The following is a 22,285-nucleotide window of genomic DNA, read 5'->3' as shown; positions in this document are numbered from 1 at the left end:
AGCGTCGAGCGTTGGTGGTCGTATTACTGCGCGCTGGAAGCAGGGGCGTTTCCAGACGCGGTCTCGCCCGGAGCCGCAGGAGCGGTCGCGTCGGCGGGGGCGTCCTGAAGGTGTTCGACAGTCCGTTGTGCGAAAAGATCGAAAACCGAGGGTTCGGTCGTCTGACTGGTGTCCGGGGCGTTCTTGGGCTTCGTTTTCGGCGGCGTGACGGAGACGGAAACGTCGAAGGATTTTTCGATCGAGAGATCCGTGGCGTGCCCGTTCCTTACGGTCTCATGCGCGATGACGGCAGTCGCCGGTCCCGGCGTCCAGTGGCGCTTCCCGTTACGAAGACGGGTCGAAATCTGCGAATGACGCACGCTTTGCACTTCGGCCTCGAGCACGTGATCGACAGGCGAGGCGTCCGTCACAACGGAGGCGGCGACGCCGCTGGACACCAGCGCCGCGCTCAGCGGACCGGCAATGGCCGCGGCGTCGGCGTCGCTGGCGCCGGTAACGGCGACGCGCCAGGTCTGCGGGGTTTTTTCTTGGTGAGCCGACTTGCTCGCGTCATCCGCGCATCCGGCGAGAGACAGGGCCAGAAGCAGCGCTCCGGACCAGCAGCCGTTATGGACCAGATGATTGGAACGACTGGACGTTGTCATGATTGTATTGGCCTCAAGGACGATGAATACTCGGGAGAGATGACACAAGGAAATATTGCGGTCAATTGGCCGGTAATGAGTGCTCAGTTTCAAGAATTTTTCGTTATATCTGAATATTGGACGTGTGAGCGGATGGGCGGGCTGTGAAGCCCGTGCCATGAATTGAGAATGTCGACCCGGATTCCTTCAGGACTGATTGCGGCCAAGGGTGGTCGTGGCGCTTATCAGAGTGTGGCGGCCAGTCTGGCGGCTGCGCATTCAGCCGAACTCGCCGATGCTATTGACGACGCGCTTTGCGTGCTCGGGGCGTGCTGCTCCGCACGAAGCGTCGCTCTAACCTCTCCGGGACGCCCGATACGAAAAACATGGCTGGCGCCGGAAACACCGGCGCCAGCCGAGCTTGGAGAGGCTCTACGTGCGTTCGCGGCGGAGCGCGCGAAGGACGCGGTCGCGGAGCGTGCGCTGGTTCTGGATCCGGAAGCAAAGGGGGAAGGAGAACGCAAGCTTGCGCGGCTGGGGCTTCTTTACGTGCATCTGGTTCCCGTCCGCGGTCGACACGATGTAGCGGGTCTTTTGTTGCTGTGCCGGTCGTCGCGGCCATGGCGAGATCGTTTCGGGCCTGGCGGTCCGCATGCGCCGACCGAAGCGCGGCAGATCGCCGAACTGATCGGACTTGCGCTGGAGCGCAACCGACTTTCGGAAGAGCGGGGTGAGGTGAAGCGCCGCCTGCGGCAGTCGCAACGTCTCGAAATTGCCGGCGCCACGGCGGCTGGTATGGCGCATAATCTGAACAATGTGCTTGCGGCGATGTTGGGACATACGGAAACGGCGCTGGAGGCGTCGCGGGGGAGCGCGGCCGTCTACAACGCTGTGCTGTCGATCAAGAACGCCGGCGAGCGGGCTGGCGAGCTGATTGAGAATCTTCTCGGTGTCGGTCGACGGGACTTCGTCGAGAAAGTGGTTCAGCTTGGGTCACTGTGCGAGGAGACGATTCTCCTCGTGCGGCCGTCGATTCCAACCCGCATCCGTCTCGAACTTCGCGAACGTAGTGACGGAGCGGAAACGATAGGTCGGGTCGAGGAGATCCAGCAGGTCCTGTTCAATCTCATCCGAAATGCGGCGCAGGCGATTGCGAACGAGGGCGAAGTCGTATTGACGCTGGAGACGCGCAGCGGCGACCCTTCGCTCGCCATGCAGATAGGGGCTTTGGCTCTGCGCGAATATGTCGTTCTGGAAGTTCGGGATTCAGGGATCGGGATAGACGCGGTCGCGCGCCTGGAAATTTTCCGACCATTCTATACGACGCGCCCCGCCGGCACCGGGCTCGGCCTCTCCACTGTGGCGGACATTGTCTCGGAGCATGGAGGAGCCCTGCGCGTGCTGGATGCGCCAGGCGGCGGTAGCGTGTTCGAGGTCTGGTTTCTGACGCATGACGAGGCTGCCCGGACCGTCTTCCTGCCAAGGGGAGAGGGGGAGCCGGTCCTCGTCGTCGCCGAACGTGCAGTCCGTGAAAGAATCGAGGATGTCGTTGCTGCGCTGGGTTACGAGCCTCTGGGCCTGTCGCACCCACGTGAGGCGCTGAGGGTCATCGAGGGGGATCCCGATAACTATCACGCCGTGTTCCTTTGCACCGACCTTATAGAGCTGGATGATTATTTTTTTCTTGCGGAACGCTTTCACTCCGTATGCCCGACACTGCCGCTGACTATACTGACGCCTGGCCGGACGCCGCCAACGTTGTTGGGCGGCGTGTCCGGGCGGCAGGTTTGGCTTGCCGGACTAGACAGCAGCACCTCAATTGCAGCGGCGTTGCGATTGATGTTCAGCTCGGGCGATGGATCGAGAGGGGCAGGGCGTGAGTGAGGTGTTTCATACGCGAGTGAACGGTTGTTTGCGTGATACTGAAAACCTATACTCAGGAGCTGGACGATTTTTGTCTCCGGCGGGCGTGGGCTTCGATTTATTTATTGCGTGGTTCGCACAGGTTTGACGGAGGCTTTTCGACTCATGATGTTTCGTCCCCTTTCGCGCCTCCCTCGCCGGGCGTCTTTTGCAGCGCTTCTGCTGGGTGCGGCTTTGGGAGGTTCCGCTTACGCCGAGCCCGTCTCCGCCACGCTGATCAACCTGCCTACTGTTGAAACTCTGCCGAAACTCAGCGGTTGCGCTGCAAAAATGCCACTGCTGCAGGCGAGTTTAAAAGCTGCCGGGGTGCCGACTCGCCTTCTTGAATCGCCCGACGCGAACGGGGTCCGCGCCGCGATGATGGCCGCATCCCTTGATGCGAGCCGCACGCCGCAACTGCTGGTGGTTTGTGGATACGGGGCCGTCCGCGGCGGCCGCCTGTTTCTGCTTCCGAGCGGCACGCCGATCGCTACCGAAGACCTGTCTCGCGGCGCGATGAGCGCCACGGCGTTTTCCAGAATCGTTCAGCCGAACGGCGGCGTCATTCTTGATCTACACCCGCTTTCGGCTGATCCGCCGCTAGGAAACGCCGTCGCCCAGTGGCGCTCCGATCCTGCGATCGGGGGGCGGAAGCTCGGGGGCGTTGACGAAGACGCCAACGGCGCCAGCGTCATAGATACCCTCATCACCACGGCGCTGCGCGGCGCCGACGCATTCTTCCCGGGCGTGTTCCTCCCGGCTGCGGCCTCCCCCCAGCCATACGCTGCGGGTAGTTCCGCGGCAGGTGGCGCTCTGGCCGGTGCGCCTGCCGCTGCGGCGGTTACTTCGCAGGGCGCGACAACGCCTTCGCAAGTTGCGCCATCGGGTGCTCCAGCCCCGGCTAAACCGGCGACGCCTGTCGTCGCGCCGCCTCCCGTAACGTCATCACCAGAGGCGGTCGCGGGCGCTACGAAGCCGGCGGTCATTACTCCGCCGCCAGCTCCAGCGCCTTCGCCAGTCCCTGTTGCAGCTGCTGAAGAAAAACCAGCGGCTGCAGCAGAAGGTTCTGCAGCAAGCGCGCCCTCGGTTGCAGCTGCTGCGCCGGTAGCCCCGCCGCCGAAACGCGTCGTGCCGCCGAAGACGGATCCGGCTGTGCGTAATGCGCAATTGGCGCTGCTCGCCAAGGGTTTCTATTCCGGTCAGGTGACCGGTTACGACAGCGCTGCGACGCACGCTGCGATCAAGCGGCTGCAAGCCGTGCTCGGGCACCCCGTGACAGGAAAGCTCTCGCCCGAAGAGTCCCAGCAACTGATGGGCGAGTGACATAATGACCCTGCGTCTCAAGGCTAACATCGCATTCGCCGCCATTGCGGCGGCAGGACTGGTCCTTTTGTGGTTTGTGCTCGGGTATAGCCTGAGCGGAGACCGCATCACGGAGGCCACGCGTGAAGCGCGTATATTGACGGCGCAGGCTGACGCGATCGCCCAATATACGGACAAGGAAGTCGCACCGCTTCTGAGTGGCGCAGATCGGGGCGGCGCGCTTTTTCTCCCGCCAGCGGCGTCGTTCTACGCTGTTGAAGCGAACGCGAAACTCCTCGAGAAGCTGGCGCCGGGCGTGCGTCTTCGCCGGGTCGTGCTTGACCCGACCAATGCGGACGACACTCCTGACGAGTGGGAGCGTGATGCGATCTCCGAATTGCGCGGCCCGCGCGACGGCCAGCAATTCACCGAGGTCACTCCGGACGGAAGCATTGCTCTCGTGACGCCTTTGAGGATGCGTCCCGGCGTATGTGCGACGTGTTATTCCTCGCTGGACGCCGCTCCGGCTGGCGTGCGCGACGCTTTTGGCGGAGCCAAGGGATTCAATCGGCAGGCTGGCGAAATCGTCGGCGCCACGATCGCCACCGTGTCGCTCCCGCCAACGTCATCTGCTTTCTATTGGACTTTCGGCGCTGTCGCCTGCATCATTCTCGCTCTGTGGGTCGCCGCGAACGTCGTTCTGGAGTTGCTTGTGCTTCGCCCGATCGCGCGGGTTTCGGCCATTGCTGAAAGCGTCTCTCTCGGTCGCGCGGGCGTCGTTGAGTTCGATGTTCCGAAGGCGGGCGAGTTGAGCATTCTGACTGCGTCGTTCAATCGCTTGCGGCGCAGCATGGAGAGCGCCATGGCTCTGCTCGAATCATGACTGCGGCCGCGACGACGACGCATATGCCGGAACGCATCGGGCGTTTCCGGCTACAGTCCATGCTGGGTCGCGGCGCCATGGGCGTCGTCTACAAGGGGCATGACGAGGAAATCGACCGTCCGGTCGCGATCAAGCTGATACGCGCCGATCTTCTCGATAGCGCGGAACGTGAAAGCTATTTCAAGCGCTTTCGTAATGAAGCGAAGATCGCCGGGCGATGCGTTCACGCGAACATCGTCGGTTTGTACGATTTCTCGCTTCACGAGAACAATCCTTATCTCGTCATGGAGTACGTCAACGGGGTTGGTCTGCAGCAGGCCATTCCACGCGGCTCGCAACGCCCTGTCGAAGAGGTGATGCCGATAGCGCTGCAGGTGCTCGACGCGCTGCAATACGCACACGAGCGCGGCATTGTTCATCGCGATATCAAGCCTGCGAACATTCTGCTGACGCCGCAGTCAAAGTTGAAAATCACCGATTTCGGAATTTCGCGCCTGACCAGCGCGGAGATGACGCTGACGCCGTTGTTGATCGGCACGCCGAGCTACATGTCGCCCGAGCAGTGCATGGGCTCCGCACTCGACGGCCGTTCGGATCTGTTTTCTTTAGGGTGTGTCGTCTACGAACTGCTCGCCGGGCAGAGGCCATTCACCGGTTCGAATTACACCGACACGATCCTGAGCATTATCAACAAGCCGCATGTGCCGCTGTCCTCCCTGCGAGACGATTTGCCGCAGGGCTTGAGCGAGGCGATAGACCGCGCGCTGGCCAAGCGTCCGGAAGACCGCTTCGCGGACGCTGACGCTTTCTCGCAGGCGTTGCATGATGCGAGCAACATCCGCTCTCCAAGCCCGCCGCCTCTAGCGCAGACACTGAAAAGCGTCGTTGCTGGGCATACGTCCGGCTTGGGGCATGATTCGGACGAAACTATCGTCGCGCCGCCTCTTGATCCGACATTGGGAACTTCTGGAGGGACTTCTGGCGCGTATAGCTCTGGCGACTACAGGCCGGCCGTCAGTGCGCCTGAGGAATACCAGCACTACACGCACCACGAGGCAGTCGAGCTTGCCGAAACACCAGCCTATGAAGCGGCTCCGGAATCCGGGCCGTCTGAGACGGTGTTCGAGAGCGAGGAAGGTGCATCCGACTGGTCTGCGGGGGGGGGGGATGCAGAGGCTCCGACGCAGGATTCGGAGACGCACACTCTTGTTGCGCAGGATGAGATAATCCATACGACCGGCGATATCGTGGACTACGCCTATGAGTCGGTTGTAGAGACGCCGACCGTTGTCGAGCCTGCCGTCGAGGAGGTCTCCGAATCTCCGACGCCAGTAGAGAGTTTTGATGAGGCCGGGTGGCAACGGTGCTGTGAGTGGACTGCCCGCTGCTTGACCTACGTGCTCGGTCCCATCGGACCCACTGTCGTCGCGCGCATGGCTGCGCGAAGCAACTCGCCGCTGACGCTGGTCAGTGAGTGCGCCGGATTTATCCGCCATCAAAATGAGCGGGACGAGTTTCTGCGTCTGATCGGGAAAGGACCGGCCGATGTGCGTCGGACGATCGGACAAGCGCCGACCGGCGGTCGGAGGGAGGCGTCATGACGATGCTTGTCCTGTCCATGACCAGCGCTCCTAAAGGGGTGCAGCTTGAAACCCGCTGTGTTTCCAGCGGATATTTCTCTATCGGTCGCGACGCGACGAACGATTGGGTGTTGGCTGACCCTCATCGTCAGCTTTCCCGGCGGCACTGCCTGTTCCAGCAGGACGAAGACGGCTGGTCGCTGTCGGATATGAGCCGCAACGGTGTCTCGTTCGATCAGGGGGGCGGCTCCTCCCCTGTCGGCGCTGCGCCGCTCAGGTTGGGTCGTGGAGATCGAATCAAGGCTGGCGGCTATGAGCTGGTCGTCGATCTGCAGGAGGACGAAAGCTCCTTCAGAATCATGCCATTGCCCGGTTTCGTCGCTGACGCCATCAAAGGGTTGCGGGCGAGCGCCACGGCCACTGCGGCCGCCATGCCGCCGCCGCGTGCGCCCAGGCGTGCCGGTGGCAAGGACGTGCAGGACGACACCGTGGAATTGCCGCGCATCACGGCTTCCCCGAGGCGGGGTCCAGCGCCTGAAGCTCCTGCCAGTCCGGACGCGTTGCTGGAGATACTTGGCCTTGACGGAACGAACGTCACCGACGTGCGGCGTTCGGTAATTCTGTACAGGCTGAGTGCGTCGATGGAGGCGTTTGTCAGGGGATTGCGGCGTCTGACCCGGTCCAGTCTGGATGGAATTGAGACGGATCGCCGTCGTCGCGCATTGTCGACATGGCGGAAATCGCCGCTGGCTGAAGACGCTGACGACGGGCAGGTTCTTCGCTGGATTGCGGGTTTGCGGAATGGACGGGCCGAAGCGCCGGAACTGGCGATAGCGGATGCGTTTGACGAAATGCAGTGCCATCTGGTGTGCGTTGACCGGGCCTATCGTCGCTGCGCGCGCGGTGTGATCGAGGTGCTCGATCCTGACTACCTGCCTGGTCAGGATACGGCCCAGGCCGCAGATATGCTGACGCCGTGGAGACGTCTGAGAGCTACGGCCTTGTTGCGCAAGCGTCATCGGCGGTTGCGTTCGAATTTCGACGCGCTGTTCGACGCCGAGTTCGCGCGCGCTTATCAGGAAGAGTGGGAGAGGATGACACCGCGGTGAGAAGGCGCGACCAGAGCTGCTTTTGCGGCGCGCGGGGGCTGCGCCCATGAATCCGATTGCTGAGTACAGCTACCACGCGACCGATCCGGGCGCGTTCAGGAGCGAGAATCAGGACGCGTTGATCAGTCGGCCCTCGCTTGGGGTTTACGCAGTCGCGGATGGCGCTGGCGGGCATCGGGACGGACGGTGGGCCGCCAACACCGTTATCGACGCGATTGCAGCCATTCCGGAAGGTTTGCCGCCGTCGCAGCGTCTTTCTGCAATTCGCCAGAGCATCGCGCACGCGCATGACACGTTGCGTCAGGCTGCCGGGGAATGCGAGGATCCTCGAGGCGCGGCGGCGACTACCGTCGCTGTGCTGTTGCTGGAAGGCGATTATTTCGTGGTGTTGTGGGTGGGGGATTCTCGCGTCTATCTCCTGCGTGACGGCGAACTGATCCAGCTCACGCACGATCATACGCTGGTCCAGCAGATGGTGGATTCGGGCGCCATCATGTCGCGCGAAGGACGTAATCACCCGCACGCTAACGTCATAACCCGCGCGGTCGGCAGTTCTGATCCGGAACTGGCCATCGACAAGCGTACTGGCACAGTGCTTCCCGGTGACCGCTTCCTGTTATGCAGCGACGGTCTTCTGAAAACCATGGACGACGACGAGATTTGTCACGCTCTGGGGCAGGATGGGGATGTCGCCGGGGCGATGGTGGCGACCGCGTTGCGCAGGCGAGCGCGGGACAATGTATCGGCCGTCGTGGTGGTGCGCCCGTGACCGTGGCGCCGCAGGTCTTCGAGGGGGCGGACGTCACCCCCGATAACGGGATAACTGCGGCGACCGTGATCCTGATCGACGACGACCATGAATTTCGCAAGGCCATAGGCGACTATCTGGAATCGAACGGCGTCAATATCGTCGCGATGGCGGGTGTCGCCGATATAGCTGCTCGGGAACTCGACCTTTCCCAGTGCGTGATCGTCCTCGATATGCAGCTTGGCGATGCCGATGGCCTCGACGTGATGCGTAGATTCCGCGACGTCACCGATGCGCCTATCATTCTTATGACAGGGCATCGCAAGGCCGAGATCGACAGAGTTGTCGGGTTGGAACTGGGGGCCGACGATTATCTGATCAAGCCCTTCAGCCCGCGTGAGTTGCTGGCTCGCATTCGGGTTGTTGGACGTCGGCATGACACATTGCGAATGGCGCGTGACGAGCATGCCGGGCGCAGCGCAGAGAAGCGCGTGGAGCCTGAGCCGCCGCGCGTCTATCGTTTCGGCGGATGGAGGCTGGATCGGCGTGGCCGCCAGATGACGGATCCGTCTGGCAACGTGGTCAGTCTGACCAAGGGAGATTTCAATCTTCTTGTCGCGTTCCTCGATGCGGCTGGAAAGACGTTGTCTCGTGAATATCTCCTGAACGCGACGCGGGTGCACGAAGACGTGTTCGACAGGAGCATAGACGTTCAGATTCTCCGGTTACGCCGTCGGTTCGACAATGGCGGCGGCGCCGCCGGGCACGACGGGCGCAGCATCATCCGAACAGAGCGGGGCGCCGGTTATGTTTTTACGATTCCGGTCGAGGCTGATTAAACTGTTTCTGCAAGCCGTATGATGATCGCAATGCTCTGTGACGTTCTCTCGCGGATGCAGTGATTCGTTCAGGCGATCCATTTCATGTAAAAAATCTTTGGCGGTGTGCTGCGGCAGAATCGCTGGTCATGGCGCGGCTTATTCAGTCGCTTTCGTTGCCCTCGCTGCAGTGCAACCTTGGCGTCGGCGGATTCCGGTCGGCGTCGCGCGACCTTTTCCCAAAGCGCGGCAAGCCGTTCGAATAAGGGCGATCTTTTATCGTGGGCTTGCGCGCGAAAGATTTTCAGGCGGCGGTAATTCGCGTGCGTCATGACGTTTTTGGGAGTATTGTTTCGAAACCGTTTTTATGTGACCAGGTGGTTCGACGCGTCTGGGCCAAATCGAACGGCGTTCGGCCGTGATTGTCTGGAAAGTCTGTATGCGGAACATTATTTTGAAAATCGTAACCGGAGTGACGGTGATGACGCTGATGACCGCCGTAGCGCGCGCCGAAGCTATGTCCGTTTTTCAAATACGGCCCCTGAAACCGCTCTCGACGCTGCTTCCCGCGGCGCTGCGAGCCACTCCACCTGCGCCGCGTGGCGACGAGCGGCAGCCGGACCTCGTAGAATTGACGACGCTCGATCCGGATTTTCACCTCGATATTCGATACGCGACGTCGCGCAATTTTCTGGGCGAACCGCTCTATTCGCAGGCGCGGGCTTTTCTCGAACGCCCGGCGGCGGAAGCGCTCGCTCGCGTGCTGAAAGCCCTCAAGGCGCAGGGGTATGGGCTGTTGATCTTCGACGGTTACAGACCATGGTATGTAACGAAACTGTTCTGGGACGCCACTCCTTCGGACAAGCACATGTTCGTCGCAGATCCGGCGCTGGGGTCGATGCACAATCGCGGCTGCGCCGTCGATCTTTCGCTGTATGATCTGAAAACCGGTCAGCCTGTTGAAATGCCCAGCGGATACGACGAGATGACGCGTCGCGCCTATGCTGATTACGCGGGCGGTACGGAGGCGCAAAACGCTGCGCGGGCGCTGTTGCGTGACGCCATGGCGCGAGAGGGCTTCACGCAACTTCCCGAGGAGTGGTGGCATTTCGACTACCGCGACTGGCGGCTCTATCCAGTGCAGAATATCCGTTTCGAGGATATCCCAGCTAAATAAATAACTTTTCCTCGGTTAAGGGGGCGATGGCGTCTCGTATGTCATCGTTTCCGCGTCTGACCCATCTTCGTAGTAATTGCGTCGTGTGCCTGTCGAGACAAAACCGGTATCAAGATAAAGGCGCTTGGCGGCGTCGTTGAGAATGGAGACTTCAAGAAAAATTTTGGCGACGCCGTTGTTTTGCGCATGCTCTTGCAGCGCCTGAACAAGCCCACGCGCAACGCCGCGCCGGCGGGAGGGACGACCAACGGCGATCGTGAGAATTTCGGCTTCGTCGACGATGCAGCGCGCCACGAGGAGGCCTGCAGGTTCTCCGCCAACTGACGCCAGCAGGCAGAGTGCGCCGCGCAGGCTGAGAAGCGTGATAAAATCAGACGCCGACCAATGCTCCCGCCCGCCGAAGCCGTCAGCATGCAGCATCGACAGGATTTCGGCGAATGGAGGCCCGACCTCCTGGACGATTGGGGGTTGGTTGGCCGGAGTCGTCAAACCGGCATAGACCTCAAGCCGCCTGCGGGTTTGCTGGCTTCAGGTTGGTCGACGTAGAGCGGAAGCGGCGCGCGAAATGGCGACGAATTCTGGAACTGTGCGACCGCAGCGCGTGCGATCTGCACACAATCCGCGCCGGTTTGCACGGCGAGTGACAGGGCATTGGCGTCGAATGCGCCGATTACGTCCGCTGCGGCGTCTCCCGCCAGAAGCCACCGGCCTTGCGGGGGCGCCCACCCGGCGCTCTCAACCGCTCGAGCTTCGCTGATCTGGTTATTGGCCTTGCACTGCTCAACGAACCAGCGGCCGCTCCGTGCGCCATACAGAGCAATCCAGCCGTCGAGACGTTCGGCGGCTACAGCGGCGTTCAGCACCTCAGACAGCGCCTCGCCTCTCGTGACGCCGATTACGGGTACGCCGACGCCCAACCCCAGACCCGACGCCAATGCGCAGGATGTCCGCAAGCCAGTGAAGGAGCCGGGACCGACACACACGGCGATCAGGTCGGGAGCGTGCGGCTCCACTGCGCGAAGACATGTCCGTAGCATGTCGGCCATGGCGGCAATTCCGTCGTGACCGGCTCGGGCCTCGTCGTGAAGGGGCGTCGCCTCACGGTTATCGGCGATTCGCACTGCGGCCACGCGTGCGCCGACCAGCGCGCCCGCTGGAGAGGCGTCTAGGACAATGACGGTTAGAGCGGCAGGGGCGGTCACAGCAGGCGACAGGCCTCGTCGAACTGCAGGCGCGCCGCGCGGGACGTGTCCAGCGGTTCGCCGTGACCGAGGCAGATAAGGAAATTGGCGCGCCAACCGTCACTTGCAAGAAATGTGTCTTCGACCAGCGCCCCGTCAAAGCCCGACATGGGCAGTGCGTCGAGGCCGAGCGCGCGCGCAGCGAGGATGAGATAGGCGCCCTGCAGCGATCCGTTGCGGAAGGCGGTTTCTTCAGAAAGGCCGACATCGGCTGCGAACCAGCTCCGCAGGTCCGGCTCCGGGTTCAGGTAGGATAACTGATCGAAGAATAACGGGTCGTGCGCGACGATGACGACCACGGGCGCCGCGAGGGCTTTCTCGACATTGCCTTCGGAAAGTGCCGGACGCAGGCGCTCTTTCGCGTCTTGAGTCGTAAGGAAGACGAAGCGCCCCGGCGAGCAGTTGCCCGAGGTCGGGGCCATCTTCAGCAGGTCGTAAAGCGTCCGTAGCGTCTCTTCGCTGACGGGTTCTCCGGTCCAGCGCGCAGGCGTTCTGGCGTCCCGGAAGAGGAGATCGAGAGCGCTGTCATCCACTGGCATAAGGCTGTCCCTGGCGATCGGGGCCGCGCCGGATGAGGCGGCCTGCGGAACGCTCAATACCCCCGCAGGAAAGCGCGTGCCAGAGGGCGCTTTCCAGGGCGAGGCGTGATAGGTCAGCCCATGACCTGTTCGACGGAGACGATTTCCGGGACGTAATGGCGCAGCATGTTTTCCACGCCGTGCTTCAGGGTCGCGCCCGAGGACGGGCAGCCCGAACAGGCGCCCTGCATGCTGAGCCGCACGACGCCATCACGATAGCCGCGGAACACGATGTCGCCGCCGTCGCTGGCGACCGCCGGCCGGACGCGCGTGTCGAGCAGTTCCTTGATCTGCTGCACGATCTCCTCGTCGCCGGGCGCGATCGGGTCCTCAATCGTCGCGGCGTCGTTTTCGACGGCCGGGCGCCCGGACACGAAATGATCGACCAGCGCGGTCAGGACCAGCGGCTTCAGTGTGCTCCAGTCTTCATCGTCGCTCTTCGTGACCGATACGAAATCCGAACCCATGAACACGCGGGAGACGCCGGGAAGCGCGAACAGGGCTTCGGCGAGGGGCGAGCGGCCCGAAACAGCATCAGCGTCAATGAAATCGACGGTTCCCGCGTCGCCGGTGACGTCGCGTCCCGGGAGGAATTTCAGGGTGGCGGGATTGGGCGTGCCTTCGGTCTCGATGAACATTGATGGCTCCTGTGTCGACCCGTGCGCCTCGGTCAGAACGGCTGGAACGTCAGGGTCGGTAAAGTCCGGGTCGTTTAATTGAGGACGGAAACAGTCCTGTATGGCTTTCCAGATGTGGCGCCCGGTCGCCGAAGGCAAGGCCCAGCGTCGGAATATCAGCGTCGCGGCGCCGTGATGCGGGTCGTGGACGGGGGGCTCAGCGGCCCCGAATGACGAGCCGGGGCGGCGGGATGACGACCGGCGTCGGCTCGACCAAAGTCACGGCGATTGGCGGGGGCGGCGGGAAGGTTTTGTGTGTCTTCACGACATCGACGGGAATGTCGACGATCGACATGACGGTCTTCCGCGCCGGCCGGTGGCTGAGCGCCCAGATGCCGACGACGTAGACAACGGCGAGCACTGCCATCACAGCAAGCTTCATTCCCTTGGGCTTGCGCATTTTTGGCAGGTCGGGAGGTGGTTGAAAACGCCGGATGGGTGGCATGGTCTCGCAGACTGTGTTTGGCGGCGGCGTGGGCCGTCGGCGCCATGTTCGATTTCGGCAGAGCGCACGAGATGACTGGCTCGCGATTTCGCAGCTGCCTCACCCGGCGCGCCTGATCACGCACGCGTGGCCGCTTCCGTGCGATTTCTAAGATGAATCGTATTGAGCCGCAAACTTGATGGGCTGACCGCAGCGAGAGCTTGTGCCGATTCGCTATCGCAAGGATTTGCCTTTGGCCCCCGACCGAGGCCAAGTATGCGCCGCGTAACCGGTTTCGCGCTCATTGCGCCGGACGGTGAAGTCTAAAATCACAACAACCGGACAGAGCGGATTCATTGAACGGACAAGAGGCGGCGCCACCGCGCGCGGCGAAAATACGCCGGATTGACGGAGAGCCGTCGGCCGGTCACCCCAGAAAAGAGTGCGACTGCTTTTTGGTAGCGCTTGGGCGGCGCGCATGACGGGACTGCTCGATCCCGTGGTGATCCTCGCCTGGCTTGCCGCCCTGACTGCAGGCTCGCTGTGGATGTCGCGCGCTTCACGGACCGGGGCGGATCTCGTCGAGGCGCATCACGATCTTCCCGCCTGGGCGATCTGTCTGTCGATTGTCGCCACCGAAACTTCGACGCTGACGGTGATCAGCATCCCCGGCATCGCCTATGGGCACGGTTTCGTCTTCGTCGGGCTGGGTGCGGGATACCTGCTCGGTCGTTTCGCTGTCGCGCGCGTGATGCTGCCGCTTTATATGCGCGGAGATCTGGCGAGCGCGTATGATTACCTGGGGCTGCGTTTTGGTCCCGCCATGCAGCGTCTGGCCTCGGTCACGTTTCTTCTCACCCGGCTTCTCGCCGAAGGCGTCCGGCTTTTCGCCGCCACTCTGCCGGTTTGCGCGCTTCTTGCTGCACGCGGGCTCCCCCTTTCGCCACTTACGGTGCTGGTCGGTATGACGGCGTTAACGGCCGTGTACACCGCCATCGGCGGGTTGCGCGCGGTGGTCTGGTCGGACACGGCGCAGTTCACGCTCTATGCGTTCGGCGCAGCGATATCGGCGTGGCTGTTGTGGAGCAGGCTGGATGCAACGCAGCAGGGAGCGATCTGGACGTCAGGGCGACTCGCGGTTTTCGGGTTTCATGACGCCGTGCTGACCAGCCCTTACGCACCGGTCACGGCCATCGTTGGCGGAGCGCTGCTGGCTATGGCCTCGCACGGAGCGGATCAACTTATGGTGCAACGCGCGATGGCGGCGCGGTCGCTGCGCGACGCACAGCGGGCGATGGTCGCCAGTGCGGTCGTCGTGACCGTGCTGTTCGCGCTGCTGTCGCTCTGCGGCGTGTTGTTGTGGGCGCGTGAGGGTGGGCGCGCCTTGGCCGATATGGGCTTCCGGTCGCCGGACGAACTGTTTCCGCGCTTCATCGTGCAGGATTTGCCGCCGGGACTGTCGGGTCTGCTGGTCGCGGGCGTCATCAGCGCGACGATGGGGTCGCTGTCGTCGGCGCTCAACGCCATGACAGGCTCTACTCTGTCGGACCTGCTGGGGCGTCGCGACGAAAGTCGGCTTCTTGCGCGCGCCGTGACGGCGTTCTGGGCGGTGGCGCTGATCGCGGCGGCTCTGGCGTTCGCCGGATCGTCGCATTCGGCGCTGGTGTTCGGATTGCAGATCGCCGGGTATTCTTACGGGGCGTTGCTGGGCGCGTTTCTTCTGGGGCTGGTCGTGCGCGGCGCGCAGGAGCGAGCGGCGATGGCGGCGTTTCTTGCGACGATCGTCGCGATGGCGATGATCATCGGGTTTGTGCGCCCCGGGGGCGCGACCATAGCGTTCCCGTGGTTGGTTCCGCTCGGCGTTTGTGTCACCTTTCTCGTAGGCGTTCCATTGACGATGTTGAATCGGCGTGGGCGCGCCTAGGGCGTCCTCTTGTCGGTAGATGTCGACTGATTGGACAGGCCCTTTACTTGAGCGCGGACGCGAGCGGATCAGGTTCGTGTCGCAGGGCCCGGCTGGGAAGGTGAGCTTCGATGACGATCGTCGATAATGTAAGCCAGAATCGTTTCGAAACGATCATGGAAGGCCATCTGGCCACGCTGATTTATGAGCGTAGCGGCGACGCGCTGGTCATCCAGCATACGTTGGTGCCCGACGCGCTTGGCGGCCGAGGCGTGGGCTCCGCTTTGGTGAGCGCCGCCGTGGACGCTGCTCGTGCGGAAAAACGTTCGATCGTTTCACATTGTTCTTTTGCGACGGTGTGGCTGAAGCGTCACGGAATCGAAACCCGCCCGGGGTGAGGCGGTGCGATAGTTTCTGGTTGGAAGTTTTTCCTGAAATATAGGGCGTTTTTTTGCGAGCGTAGTTGGGCCTGTAATGGCGTTGCCCCTGTTGGGCATAGAGAAATCTCTCAGATCATGTCAGGAGACGCTATTCGTCTCGAAATTCACGTGTTGTGTTTTTTAGGGGCGTCCAAGTTTAGAGTCTTTGGATTGCCTCCCGACATTTCATAGGATATTCACAAATCTGTCACCAATGGTAATAATCCCGTTGATATGTTGCGCGCGTTTTTAACGAGAAGTGAAAATACGCCCCAATGAACCAGACGGATCGTCGAAATTTCCTGAAACTTCTCGGTTCCGGCGCCATGGCCGGGTCCATGCAGGCGAGCATTGGCAAGGCGATGGCTTTGCCGGCCAACAACCGCACGCGTTCTATTGACGATGTCGAGCATGTCATTTTCCTGATGCAGGAAAACAGATCTTTCGATCACTATTTTGGAATGCTTCAGGGCGTACGTGGTTATAACGATCCACGCGCCGTGCGTCTGCCCTCAGGAGACAGCGTCTGGAAGCAGCCCCACGGCAGTTCCGTGGTGATGCCTTTCCATCCGGACGCGCCCGATATGGGTATGCAGTTCCTCGCCGACCTGCCGCATGACTGGAAAACGACGCACGAGGCGTGGAACGACGGAAAATGGGACGGCTGGATCGCGGCGAAGTCCACGACATGCATGGCCCATATGACGCGTGACGACGTTCCGTTTCACTATGCTCTGGCCGACGCATTTACGATTTGCGACGCGTATCATTGCTCCATCATGGGAGCCACCGATCCTAACCGCTATTACATGTGGTCGGGCTGGGTAGGAAATGACGGCAGCGGCGGTGGCCCAGTCGTCGATAACGCTGAAGCCGGGTACGGCTGGTCCACATATCCGGAACGACTGGAAAAAGCAGGTGTGTCCTGGAAAGTGTATCAGGACATTGGCACGGGGCTGACGGCCGCCGGATCCTGGGGATGGACCAGTAATCCCTATATCGGAAACTACGGCGATTCTTCTCTGCTGTATTTCAACCAGTACCGAAACGCGCCTTCATCGTCTCCGTTGGCGCTTAAGGCGCGGACCGGCACGAACGTTGCTGAGTCGGGCGGATTTTTTGACATCCTGCGCGCCGACGTGAAGTCAGGAAATCTCCCCCAAGTTTCATGGGTCGTAGCTCCGGAGGCTTATTCCGAGCACCCGAATTGGCCTGCGAATTACGGAGCATGGTATGTTTCGCAGGTTCTCGACATTCTGACGGAAGATCCTGAGGTCTGGAGCAAAACTGCCCTGTTCGTCATGTTCGACGAAAATGACGGCTTCTTTGACCATATTGTGCCCCCTTCTCCGCCGACCGACGACCGTCATGGAAAGTCCACGGTTTCCATTGAGAACGAATTGTTTCCCGGGAGTGGCAGCTACGCAGCTGGCCCGTATGGATTTGGCCCGCGTGTCCCGATGGTCGTGGTTTCGCCATGGAGCCGGGGAGGGTGGGTCAATTCCGAGGTTTTTGACCACACCTCCTTGATACGTTTCCTCGAAACGCGTTTTGCGCCGCATTACCCGGGTCTGATCGAAAGCAACATCACTCCGTGGCGCCGCGCGGTTTCCGGCGATCTGACATCCGCCTTTGATTTCAGCAATCCGAACGGAAGGCTGGAAGCGCTTCCAGCGACCAGCAGCTACGCGCCAAAGGATTCCAAACGACACAGCAGCTATGTGCCGGCGGTTCCTTCTGAGCAGGCGACGCCTGTTCAGGAAACGGGAATCCGTCGTGCCCGTGCTCTGCCGTATAATCTGCACGTCCATATGACGCCGCATCATGAGTCAGGAAAGCTCGTCCTCGGTTTCCGTAACTCGGGCGACGCGGGCGCAGTGCTCCATGTGCGTGACGCGACCGCGACGTCGGAGATGCGTTATTACACGGTTGAGGCGCGCAAGCGGTTGAGCGACGTGTGGGACGCCTCCACGGCGGGTGCGTATGACCTGAGCGTTTATGGACCGAACGGATTTTTCCGCTCCTGCAAGGGGAATTTTGAATCGGCGAACGCCACGCGATTGGGGATGGACACGCGGGTCGACCATGGAGAGCAGATTCTTCATGTTGATCTGATCAATCACGGTTTCAATAGCGTGAGACTGTTGCTCACGGACGCCTATACCGGGCAGAAGCTGTCGGGGCACTGGTTACGCCCGATGGAATCTCACATGTTGCGTCTGGAGGCTGGCGCCTGTGGCGGCTGGTATGATCTGACCGTGGAAATTGAGGGCGACAGCAACTTCCGCATGCAGTTGGCCGGACACATTGAGAATGGGCGCGACAGCATTACTGACCCGCTGATGGGCGGCGTGGCTGACCATCTGCCTGAGCCTGGTCATCCTCACGGCCATCATCATAATTCAGATTATCCAGCCTGAATTTTAAGTGCCGCGAGCCTGCGGTAAAAGGCCGCAGGCTCGCGGTCGTCGTTTTATCGCCGCGTGCGTCCTTCAGCAGGGACACGCCGCGATGCGGTCTGTTATCGTTGTATCTCAGGATGCGGCGCAGCGTGGTCGGTGCGCGCCCAAAGTACCGGCGTCGCATCAAGATCCAGTTCATGCCACCGCGCCAGAGTCGTGAGCGCCGCTCCTCCGATAAAGCTTTGAGGGCGGGCGTCGCGGGCGGCGGTCGTGTCTTCTCCCTTTTTTTCGGCCATGGCGCGACGCGTTTCAAGGCGTATGACGCGTGCGGATATGGTGGACTCCGTATCTGCCTGCTGCGCGACGACGGTTTCGGAAGGAAGCCCCGTGCGTGCAGAGCGGGGCAGCCAATGTCCGGCTCCGGCCATGCAGGCCCCAAGAAGTGTAATGGCCGTGACGATTGGTCCCAGCACTGCATGATGGGGGAACAGGGGGCGCAGAATGTCCCGCGCGCGCGTCCGTTCGCCATTCTGCGCGGCGGAGGTCGCCGCGAGGAAGCGCGCTTCGGTTTGCGTCACGCCTTCCGCCGCCGGCAATCCGATATCGCCGAGGCGCATGTTACGTCGGGCAAGACGAGAGGCGGCGCGGCGGAAAGCTGCGGATACGGCTTCGAAGTCCTGACGGAAACAGGGCATCGCCAGCGTTGTGCGGTGTCGGAGAGATGGCTGGAGCGGCCTGTTAAGTCGGCGCACAGTCCATATCGTCAGGCGCTCGCTGGTGGAGAGGTCGTTCAGGGCGAGGGAGCAGGTCATGGTCGCATTCATGGGCAAATCCGACGCCGCCGCGCCGGCCTCCAATGTGGTGCGCTCACTCTAATTGCGATCCAGTCGCATTTGCAATATCTATCTGCGAATGAAATGCAAATGGAATTGCCGCCGCTGACGGGCGCCAGCCGGAGCGGGCACGCGCTGCCCATAGCCGCCCATCATTCGCGCAGGCCAGAACAAACAAAAAACGCGGACCGAAGCCCGCGTTTTTCTGAAAGATCGAAAGACCGGCGTTAGCCGCGCCCGATTTTCCCGAGAACGAACTCAGTCAGTTCGCGCGCATGTGTTTCGGCGGACCCTGCGTCGGCGGCGATGCGCAATTCCGGCTTCTCCGGCGCCTCGTATGGCGCGCTGACGCCAGTAAAGTTCGCGATCTTGCCTTCGCGCGCCGCTGCGTAGAGCCCTTTGGAGTCCCGGCCTTCGCAAACGCTCAGGCTGGTGTCGACGAACACCTCATCAAAGCTGTCGCCAATGATGCGGCGCGCAAGGGCGCGGTCTGCGGCCAGAGGAGAGATAAGCGCGACGACGACGACCTGTCCGGTCTCGGCGAGGATACGCGCCACTTCGGCTGCGCGGCGGACGTTCTCATGGCGGTCGGCCTCGCTGAAGCCAAGATCGCTGCACAAGCCCATCCGCAATGTGTCGCCGTCCAGAACTGACACGTCGACGCCCTGCGAGAACAGAAGCTGCTCCGCATGACGCGCGATGGTGCTCTTGCCCGCGCCAGACAGGCCGGTGAGCCAGACCACGCGCGCGCCGTGACCCTTGACGCGTCGACGCTGCGCCGCGTCGACGGCGCCGCCGGACGGGTGGATCGCGTTGTGCTCGGCGCTGACCTCAGCGGGTCCCAGAAGAGGCGCGCCGCCGACGATGCGCTGGTTGCGATCGACGAGCACGCCGCGACCGTCGGCCGTGCCCGGCGTGAACGGATCGAACTGGATCGCCTCGGCGGCGGCCAGGGTGATTTCGGCGAATCCTTCCGGTGGGACTTCGCTTGCGGCCTGTTCGGTCAGATCGTCGAGACGCACGACCGAATCAATCGACGCCACCGTCACCTGATGTTCGGCGGTGGCGAGGCGCAGGCGGAAACTTTCGCCAACACGCAGAGGCTCCTGTCGCAGCCAGAACAGGCGTGCGCGGATGCGCGCCGCCTTCAGGGGCTTTGCGGAAGGGGGGAACAGCAGGTCGCCGCGATCGGGAATGACGTCCGGTTCAAGCGTGATGGCGACGGATTCGCCCGCCAGCGCGAAATCGCGCTGCGGAGCCTGCCAGCGCTCGATGGAGGCGACGCGCGCGACGCTGCCTTGGGCGCCGATCGTCAGGGAGTCGCCGACGCGGATTTCGCCGCGCTCGATACGACCCGCCACGTAGCGCTTGTCGTCAAAGCGGTAGACGTCCTGCACCGGCAGGCGCAGGGGCAGCCCGGCGCGGGAGTCGGCGCCGGGGACGGCGGCCAGCGCCTCGGTCAGGATCGGCCCCGTGTACCAGGGGGACCGGTCGGAACGGCTGGCGATGTTGTCGCCGTCGCGTGCCGAGGCAGGGACAAAGAGAGCAGGCTCAAGCCCGAGCTGACCGAGCAGGTCGGTGACCGAGCGGCGGACGGCGGCCACGCGCTGCTCGTCGAAGTCAAGCAGGTCGACCTTGTTCAGCAGCACGATGATGTGGCGGATGCCGATCAGGCGCAGCAGCATCGCGTGGCGGCGGGTCTGCTCCTGCGCACCCTCGTTGGCGTCCACGACCAGCACGGCGGCGTCGGCATCAGCGGCGCCGGTGATCATGTTGCGCAGGAATTGCCGGTGGCCGGGGGCGTCGACGATGACGAACTGCCGGTCGCCCAGACGGAAGGGCAGGCGAGTGGAATCGACCGTAACGCCCTGATCGCGTTCGATCTGCAGGCTGTCGAGCAGGAAGCTCCACTCGATGGCCAGACCGCGCTTCTTCGAGGATTCGATGATCTGCGCGACCTTGCCGTCTTCAAGGTTGTCGGTGTCGTAGAGCAGACGCCCGATGAGGGTGGACTTGCCGTGATCGACATGGCCGACGATGACGATCGGCGTTGCGGCTTCGAGGGCGACGTCGCGATCGATCGGGTCGATGACGGTCGTGGCGGTCAGTGTCTCGCTCATGTTTATGCTCCGCCGCTCACAGATAGCCCGCGACGCGCAGTCGCTCGAACGCATCTTCCGACTCATGATCCATGGCGCGTCCTGCGCGCTCGGAGGTCCGGGTCGTCTCAAGCTCGGCGATGACTTCGGCGAGCGTCGAGGCGTTGCTCTCGATGGGGTTGGTGATGTCCTTGTCGCCCAGCGAGCGATAACGCTTGCCGTTCTTGGCGAAATAGAGGTCCACGAGCGGAATGCCTTCACGCTCGATGTAGCGCCAGATGTCGATTTCCCGCCACGCGAGCAGCGGGTGGACGCGGATATGCATCCCTTCCTCGTGCGGCGTCGCGTACTGGTCCCAGAACTCCGGCGGCTGGTTGCGGATGTCCCATTTGTGCGAGGCGCCGCGTGGGCTGAACACACGCTCCTTGGCGCGGGTGCCCTGTTCGTCGCGACGGATGCCCGCGATGACGCCCTGCAGCTTGTGCGTCTCGATCATGTTGGCGAGGCCAGCCGTCTTGCGCGCTGCAGAACGGGCGGCAGGCGGCAGCGTGGGGTCCATTTCCTCGACCGGCGGGCAGTAGCCCAGCAGGAGGTCCAGATTCCACTTCTTCGTGTATTCGTCTCGGAACTGGTACATCTCCGGAAATTTCTTTTCCGTGTCGACATGCATCACCGGGAACGGCACGCGGCCGAGGAAAGCCTTGCGCGCCAGCCAGACCATGACGTTCGAGTCCTTGCCCAGCGACCAGAGCATCGCCAGCGGCTTCAGCTTCCGGTACGCCTCGCGCAGAATGAAGACGCTCTGGGCTTCCAGTTGGTCGAGGTGATCCATGATCGGGGTAACCTTCTCTTATAAAGCCGGGCGATGAATGCCGCATTCGGTCTTGTCGAGCCCCGCCCAACGTCCGGCGCGCGGGTCTTCGTCCTCGCCCACCGCTCGCGTGCAGGGCGCGCAACCGATGGAGGGGTAGCCGTGGAGGCTCAGCGGATGGCGGGGTAGCGAACGCCGATCGATCTCTTCGTCGAGGTCGGCGGCGGACCACGTCGCCAGCGGGTTGATCTTGATACGGCCTTCGCCGTTGGGTTCGACGATTTCCATGCGTTGCCGCGTGCTCGCCTGCGACCGTTTGCGCCCGGTGATCAGCGCGTGAAATGGCAATGTCGCCAGATCGAGGGGCTCGACCTTGCGTAGCTGGCAGCAGGCGTCCGGATCGAACGCCCAGAGCTGTCCTTCCGGGTCGCGGTTTCTCAGTGCGTCCGGGTTCGGTCGGATGTCGCGTACGTCGGTCAGACCCAACTGCGTCGCCAATGCCCGGCGATAGGCCAGGGTCTCCGGGAAGTGCTGTCCCGTCTCCAGAAACAGGATCGGCGTCGCGGGCGCGATGTCTGCGACCAGAGACAGCAACGCCGCCGATTCCGCACCAAAGGACGAAAGCACGGCGACGTCGCCGTGCAGCGTTTCCAGCGCGCTGCGCAAGACCGCTCTGGCGTCGTCGCCGGCCCGTTCGATGGTCGATATCTTGTCGGAAGTCAGGGACATTATCGCGGTAAGTCCGTGTTGCACGAA

General features: G+C 62.4%; 21 protein-coding genes. 11 read left to right on the top strand and 10 right to left on the bottom strand.

Annotation, left to right across the window (positions count from 1 at the left end):
• Positions 1-23: 23 nt before the first annotated feature.
• Complete coding sequence (locus J2D73_RS02000) at positions 24-644, bottom strand: hypothetical protein (RefSeq protein ID WP_207878908.1); 621 nt, start codon at positions 642-644, stop codon at positions 24-26.
• Positions 645-812: 168 nt separating this feature from the next.
• Between J2D73_RS02000 and J2D73_RS01995 the strand changes: the two genes are divergently transcribed.
• From J2D73_RS01995 to J2D73_RS01960, 8 genes are all read left to right on the top strand, one after another.
• Positions 813-2,507 carry an ATP-binding protein gene (locus J2D73_RS01995; RefSeq protein WP_207878906.1) on the top strand — a complete coding sequence of 565 codons (1,695 nt, stop codon included), beginning with the start codon at positions 813-815 and terminating at the stop codon, positions 2,505-2,507.
• Between the two features lie 144 nt (positions 2,508-2,651).
• Entirely contained in the window at positions 2,652-3,848 is a 1,197-nt protein-coding gene (locus tag J2D73_RS01990; protein ID WP_207878904.1) for a peptidoglycan-binding domain-containing protein, read from the top strand.
• A gap of 4 nt (positions 3,849-3,852) precedes the next feature.
• Complete coding sequence (locus tag J2D73_RS01985; RefSeq protein WP_207878902.1) at positions 3,853-4,710, top strand: c-type heme family protein; 858 nt, start codon at positions 3,853-3,855, stop codon at positions 4,708-4,710.
• Complete coding sequence (locus tag J2D73_RS01980) at positions 4,707-6,311, top strand: serine/threonine-protein kinase (protein WP_207878900.1); 1,605 nt, start codon at positions 4,707-4,709, stop codon at positions 6,309-6,311. Before J2D73_RS01985 ends, J2D73_RS01980 begins: the two co-directional genes overlap by 4 nt.
• The gene (locus tag J2D73_RS01975) at positions 6,308-7,399 is read left to right on the top strand and encodes an FHA domain-containing protein (RefSeq protein WP_207878898.1); all 1,092 of its coding nucleotides are present in this window, start codon (positions 6,308-6,310) and stop codon (positions 7,397-7,399) included. The genes J2D73_RS01980 and J2D73_RS01975 overlap by 4 nt, the downstream gene beginning before the upstream one ends.
• 46 nt (positions 7,400-7,445) lie before the next feature.
• The gene (locus J2D73_RS01970) at positions 7,446-8,168 is read left to right on the top strand and encodes a PP2C family protein-serine/threonine phosphatase (RefSeq protein WP_086643080.1); all 723 of its coding nucleotides are present in this window, start codon (positions 7,446-7,448) and stop codon (positions 8,166-8,168) included.
• A complete protein-coding gene (locus tag J2D73_RS01965; protein ID WP_207878894.1) occupies positions 8,165-8,986 on the top strand; it encodes a response regulator in 822 nt (273 codons plus the stop codon). The genes J2D73_RS01970 and J2D73_RS01965 overlap by 4 nt, the downstream gene beginning before the upstream one ends.
• A 418-nt stretch (positions 8,987-9,404) precedes the next feature.
• Positions 9,405-10,142 (top strand): M15 family metallopeptidase, encoded by a 738-nt coding sequence (locus tag J2D73_RS01960; protein WP_207878892.1) that lies wholly within the window; start codon positions 9,405-9,407, stop codon positions 10,140-10,142.
• 15 nt (positions 10,143-10,157) lie between these two features.
• On the opposite strand, the gene J2D73_RS01955 is transcribed toward J2D73_RS01960, so the two are convergent.
• The 5 genes from J2D73_RS01955 to J2D73_RS01935 form a co-directional block, all read right to left on the bottom strand.
• Positions 10,158-10,631: a GNAT family N-acetyltransferase gene (locus J2D73_RS01955; RefSeq protein WP_207878890.1), complete on the bottom strand. Its 474-nt coding sequence runs from the start codon at positions 10,629-10,631 to the stop codon at positions 10,158-10,160.
• Positions 10,628-11,344, bottom strand: coding sequence for a tRNA (adenosine(37)-N6)-threonylcarbamoyltransferase complex dimerization subunit type 1 TsaB (tsaB, locus tag J2D73_RS01950; RefSeq protein WP_207878888.1), 717 nt, complete (start codon positions 11,342-11,344; stop codon positions 10,628-10,630). Before tsaB ends, J2D73_RS01955 begins: the two co-directional genes overlap by 4 nt.
• Entirely contained in the window at positions 11,341-11,922 is a 582-nt protein-coding gene (locus tag J2D73_RS01945; RefSeq protein ID WP_207878885.1) for a malonic semialdehyde reductase, read from the bottom strand. Before J2D73_RS01945 ends, tsaB begins: the two co-directional genes overlap by 4 nt.
• A gap of 113 nt (positions 11,923-12,035) precedes the next feature.
• Positions 12,036-12,599 carry a NifU family protein gene (locus tag J2D73_RS01940; protein ID WP_026397425.1) on the bottom strand — a complete coding sequence of 188 codons (564 nt, stop codon included), beginning with the start codon at positions 12,597-12,599 and terminating at the stop codon, positions 12,036-12,038.
• 196 nt (positions 12,600-12,795) lie between these two features.
• Positions 12,796-13,038, bottom strand: coding sequence for a hypothetical protein (locus J2D73_RS01935; protein WP_158093369.1), 243 nt, complete (start codon positions 13,036-13,038; stop codon positions 12,796-12,798).
• 502 nt (positions 13,039-13,540) lie between these two features.
• On the opposite strand from J2D73_RS01935, the gene J2D73_RS01930 reads away from it, so the two are divergent.
• From J2D73_RS01930 to J2D73_RS01920, 3 genes are all read left to right on the top strand, one after another.
• Entirely contained in the window at positions 13,541-14,986 is a 1,446-nt protein-coding gene (locus tag J2D73_RS01930) for a sodium:solute symporter (RefSeq protein ID WP_207878883.1), read from the top strand.
• Between the two features lie 110 nt (positions 14,987-15,096).
• Positions 15,097-15,363 (top strand): GNAT family N-acetyltransferase, encoded by a 267-nt coding sequence (locus J2D73_RS01925; RefSeq protein ID WP_207878881.1) that lies wholly within the window; start codon positions 15,097-15,099, stop codon positions 15,361-15,363.
• 296 nt (positions 15,364-15,659) lie between these two features.
• Complete coding sequence (locus J2D73_RS01920; RefSeq protein ID WP_207878879.1) at positions 15,660-17,804, top strand: phosphocholine-specific phospholipase C; 2,145 nt, start codon at positions 15,660-15,662, stop codon at positions 17,802-17,804.
• Positions 17,805-17,905: 101 nt separating this feature from the next.
• Here J2D73_RS01920 and J2D73_RS01915 read toward each other — a convergent pair whose 3' ends face one another.
• From J2D73_RS01915 to J2D73_RS01900, 4 genes are all read right to left on the bottom strand, one after another.
• A complete protein-coding gene (locus J2D73_RS01915; protein WP_207878877.1) occupies positions 17,906-18,610 on the bottom strand; it encodes a hypothetical protein in 705 nt (234 codons plus the stop codon).
• A 236-nt stretch (positions 18,611-18,846) separates the two neighbouring features.
• Entirely contained in the window at positions 18,847-20,739 is a 1,893-nt protein-coding gene (gene cysC, locus J2D73_RS01910; protein ID WP_207878875.1) for an adenylyl-sulfate kinase, read from the bottom strand.
• 16 nt (positions 20,740-20,755) lie between these two features.
• On the bottom strand, positions 20,756-21,550 hold the full coding sequence (gene cysD / locus J2D73_RS01905; protein ID WP_026397419.1) for a sulfate adenylyltransferase subunit CysD: 795 nt from the start codon (positions 21,548-21,550) through the stop codon (positions 20,756-20,758).
• 18 nt (positions 21,551-21,568) lie between these two features.
• Complete coding sequence (locus J2D73_RS01900; RefSeq protein WP_207878873.1) at positions 21,569-22,258, bottom strand: phosphoadenylyl-sulfate reductase; 690 nt, start codon at positions 22,256-22,258, stop codon at positions 21,569-21,571.
• Between the last annotated feature and the right edge of the window lie 27 nt (positions 22,259-22,285).

The sequence above is a fragment of the Acetobacter sacchari genome (genome assembly GCF_017377715.1).
Taxonomy (GTDB): domain Bacteria; phylum Pseudomonadota; class Alphaproteobacteria; order Acetobacterales; family Acetobacteraceae; genus Acetobacter; species Acetobacter sacchari.
Note: the sequence above shows the minus strand (reverse complement) of the source record. Positions and strands in the feature narration are given on the sequence as shown.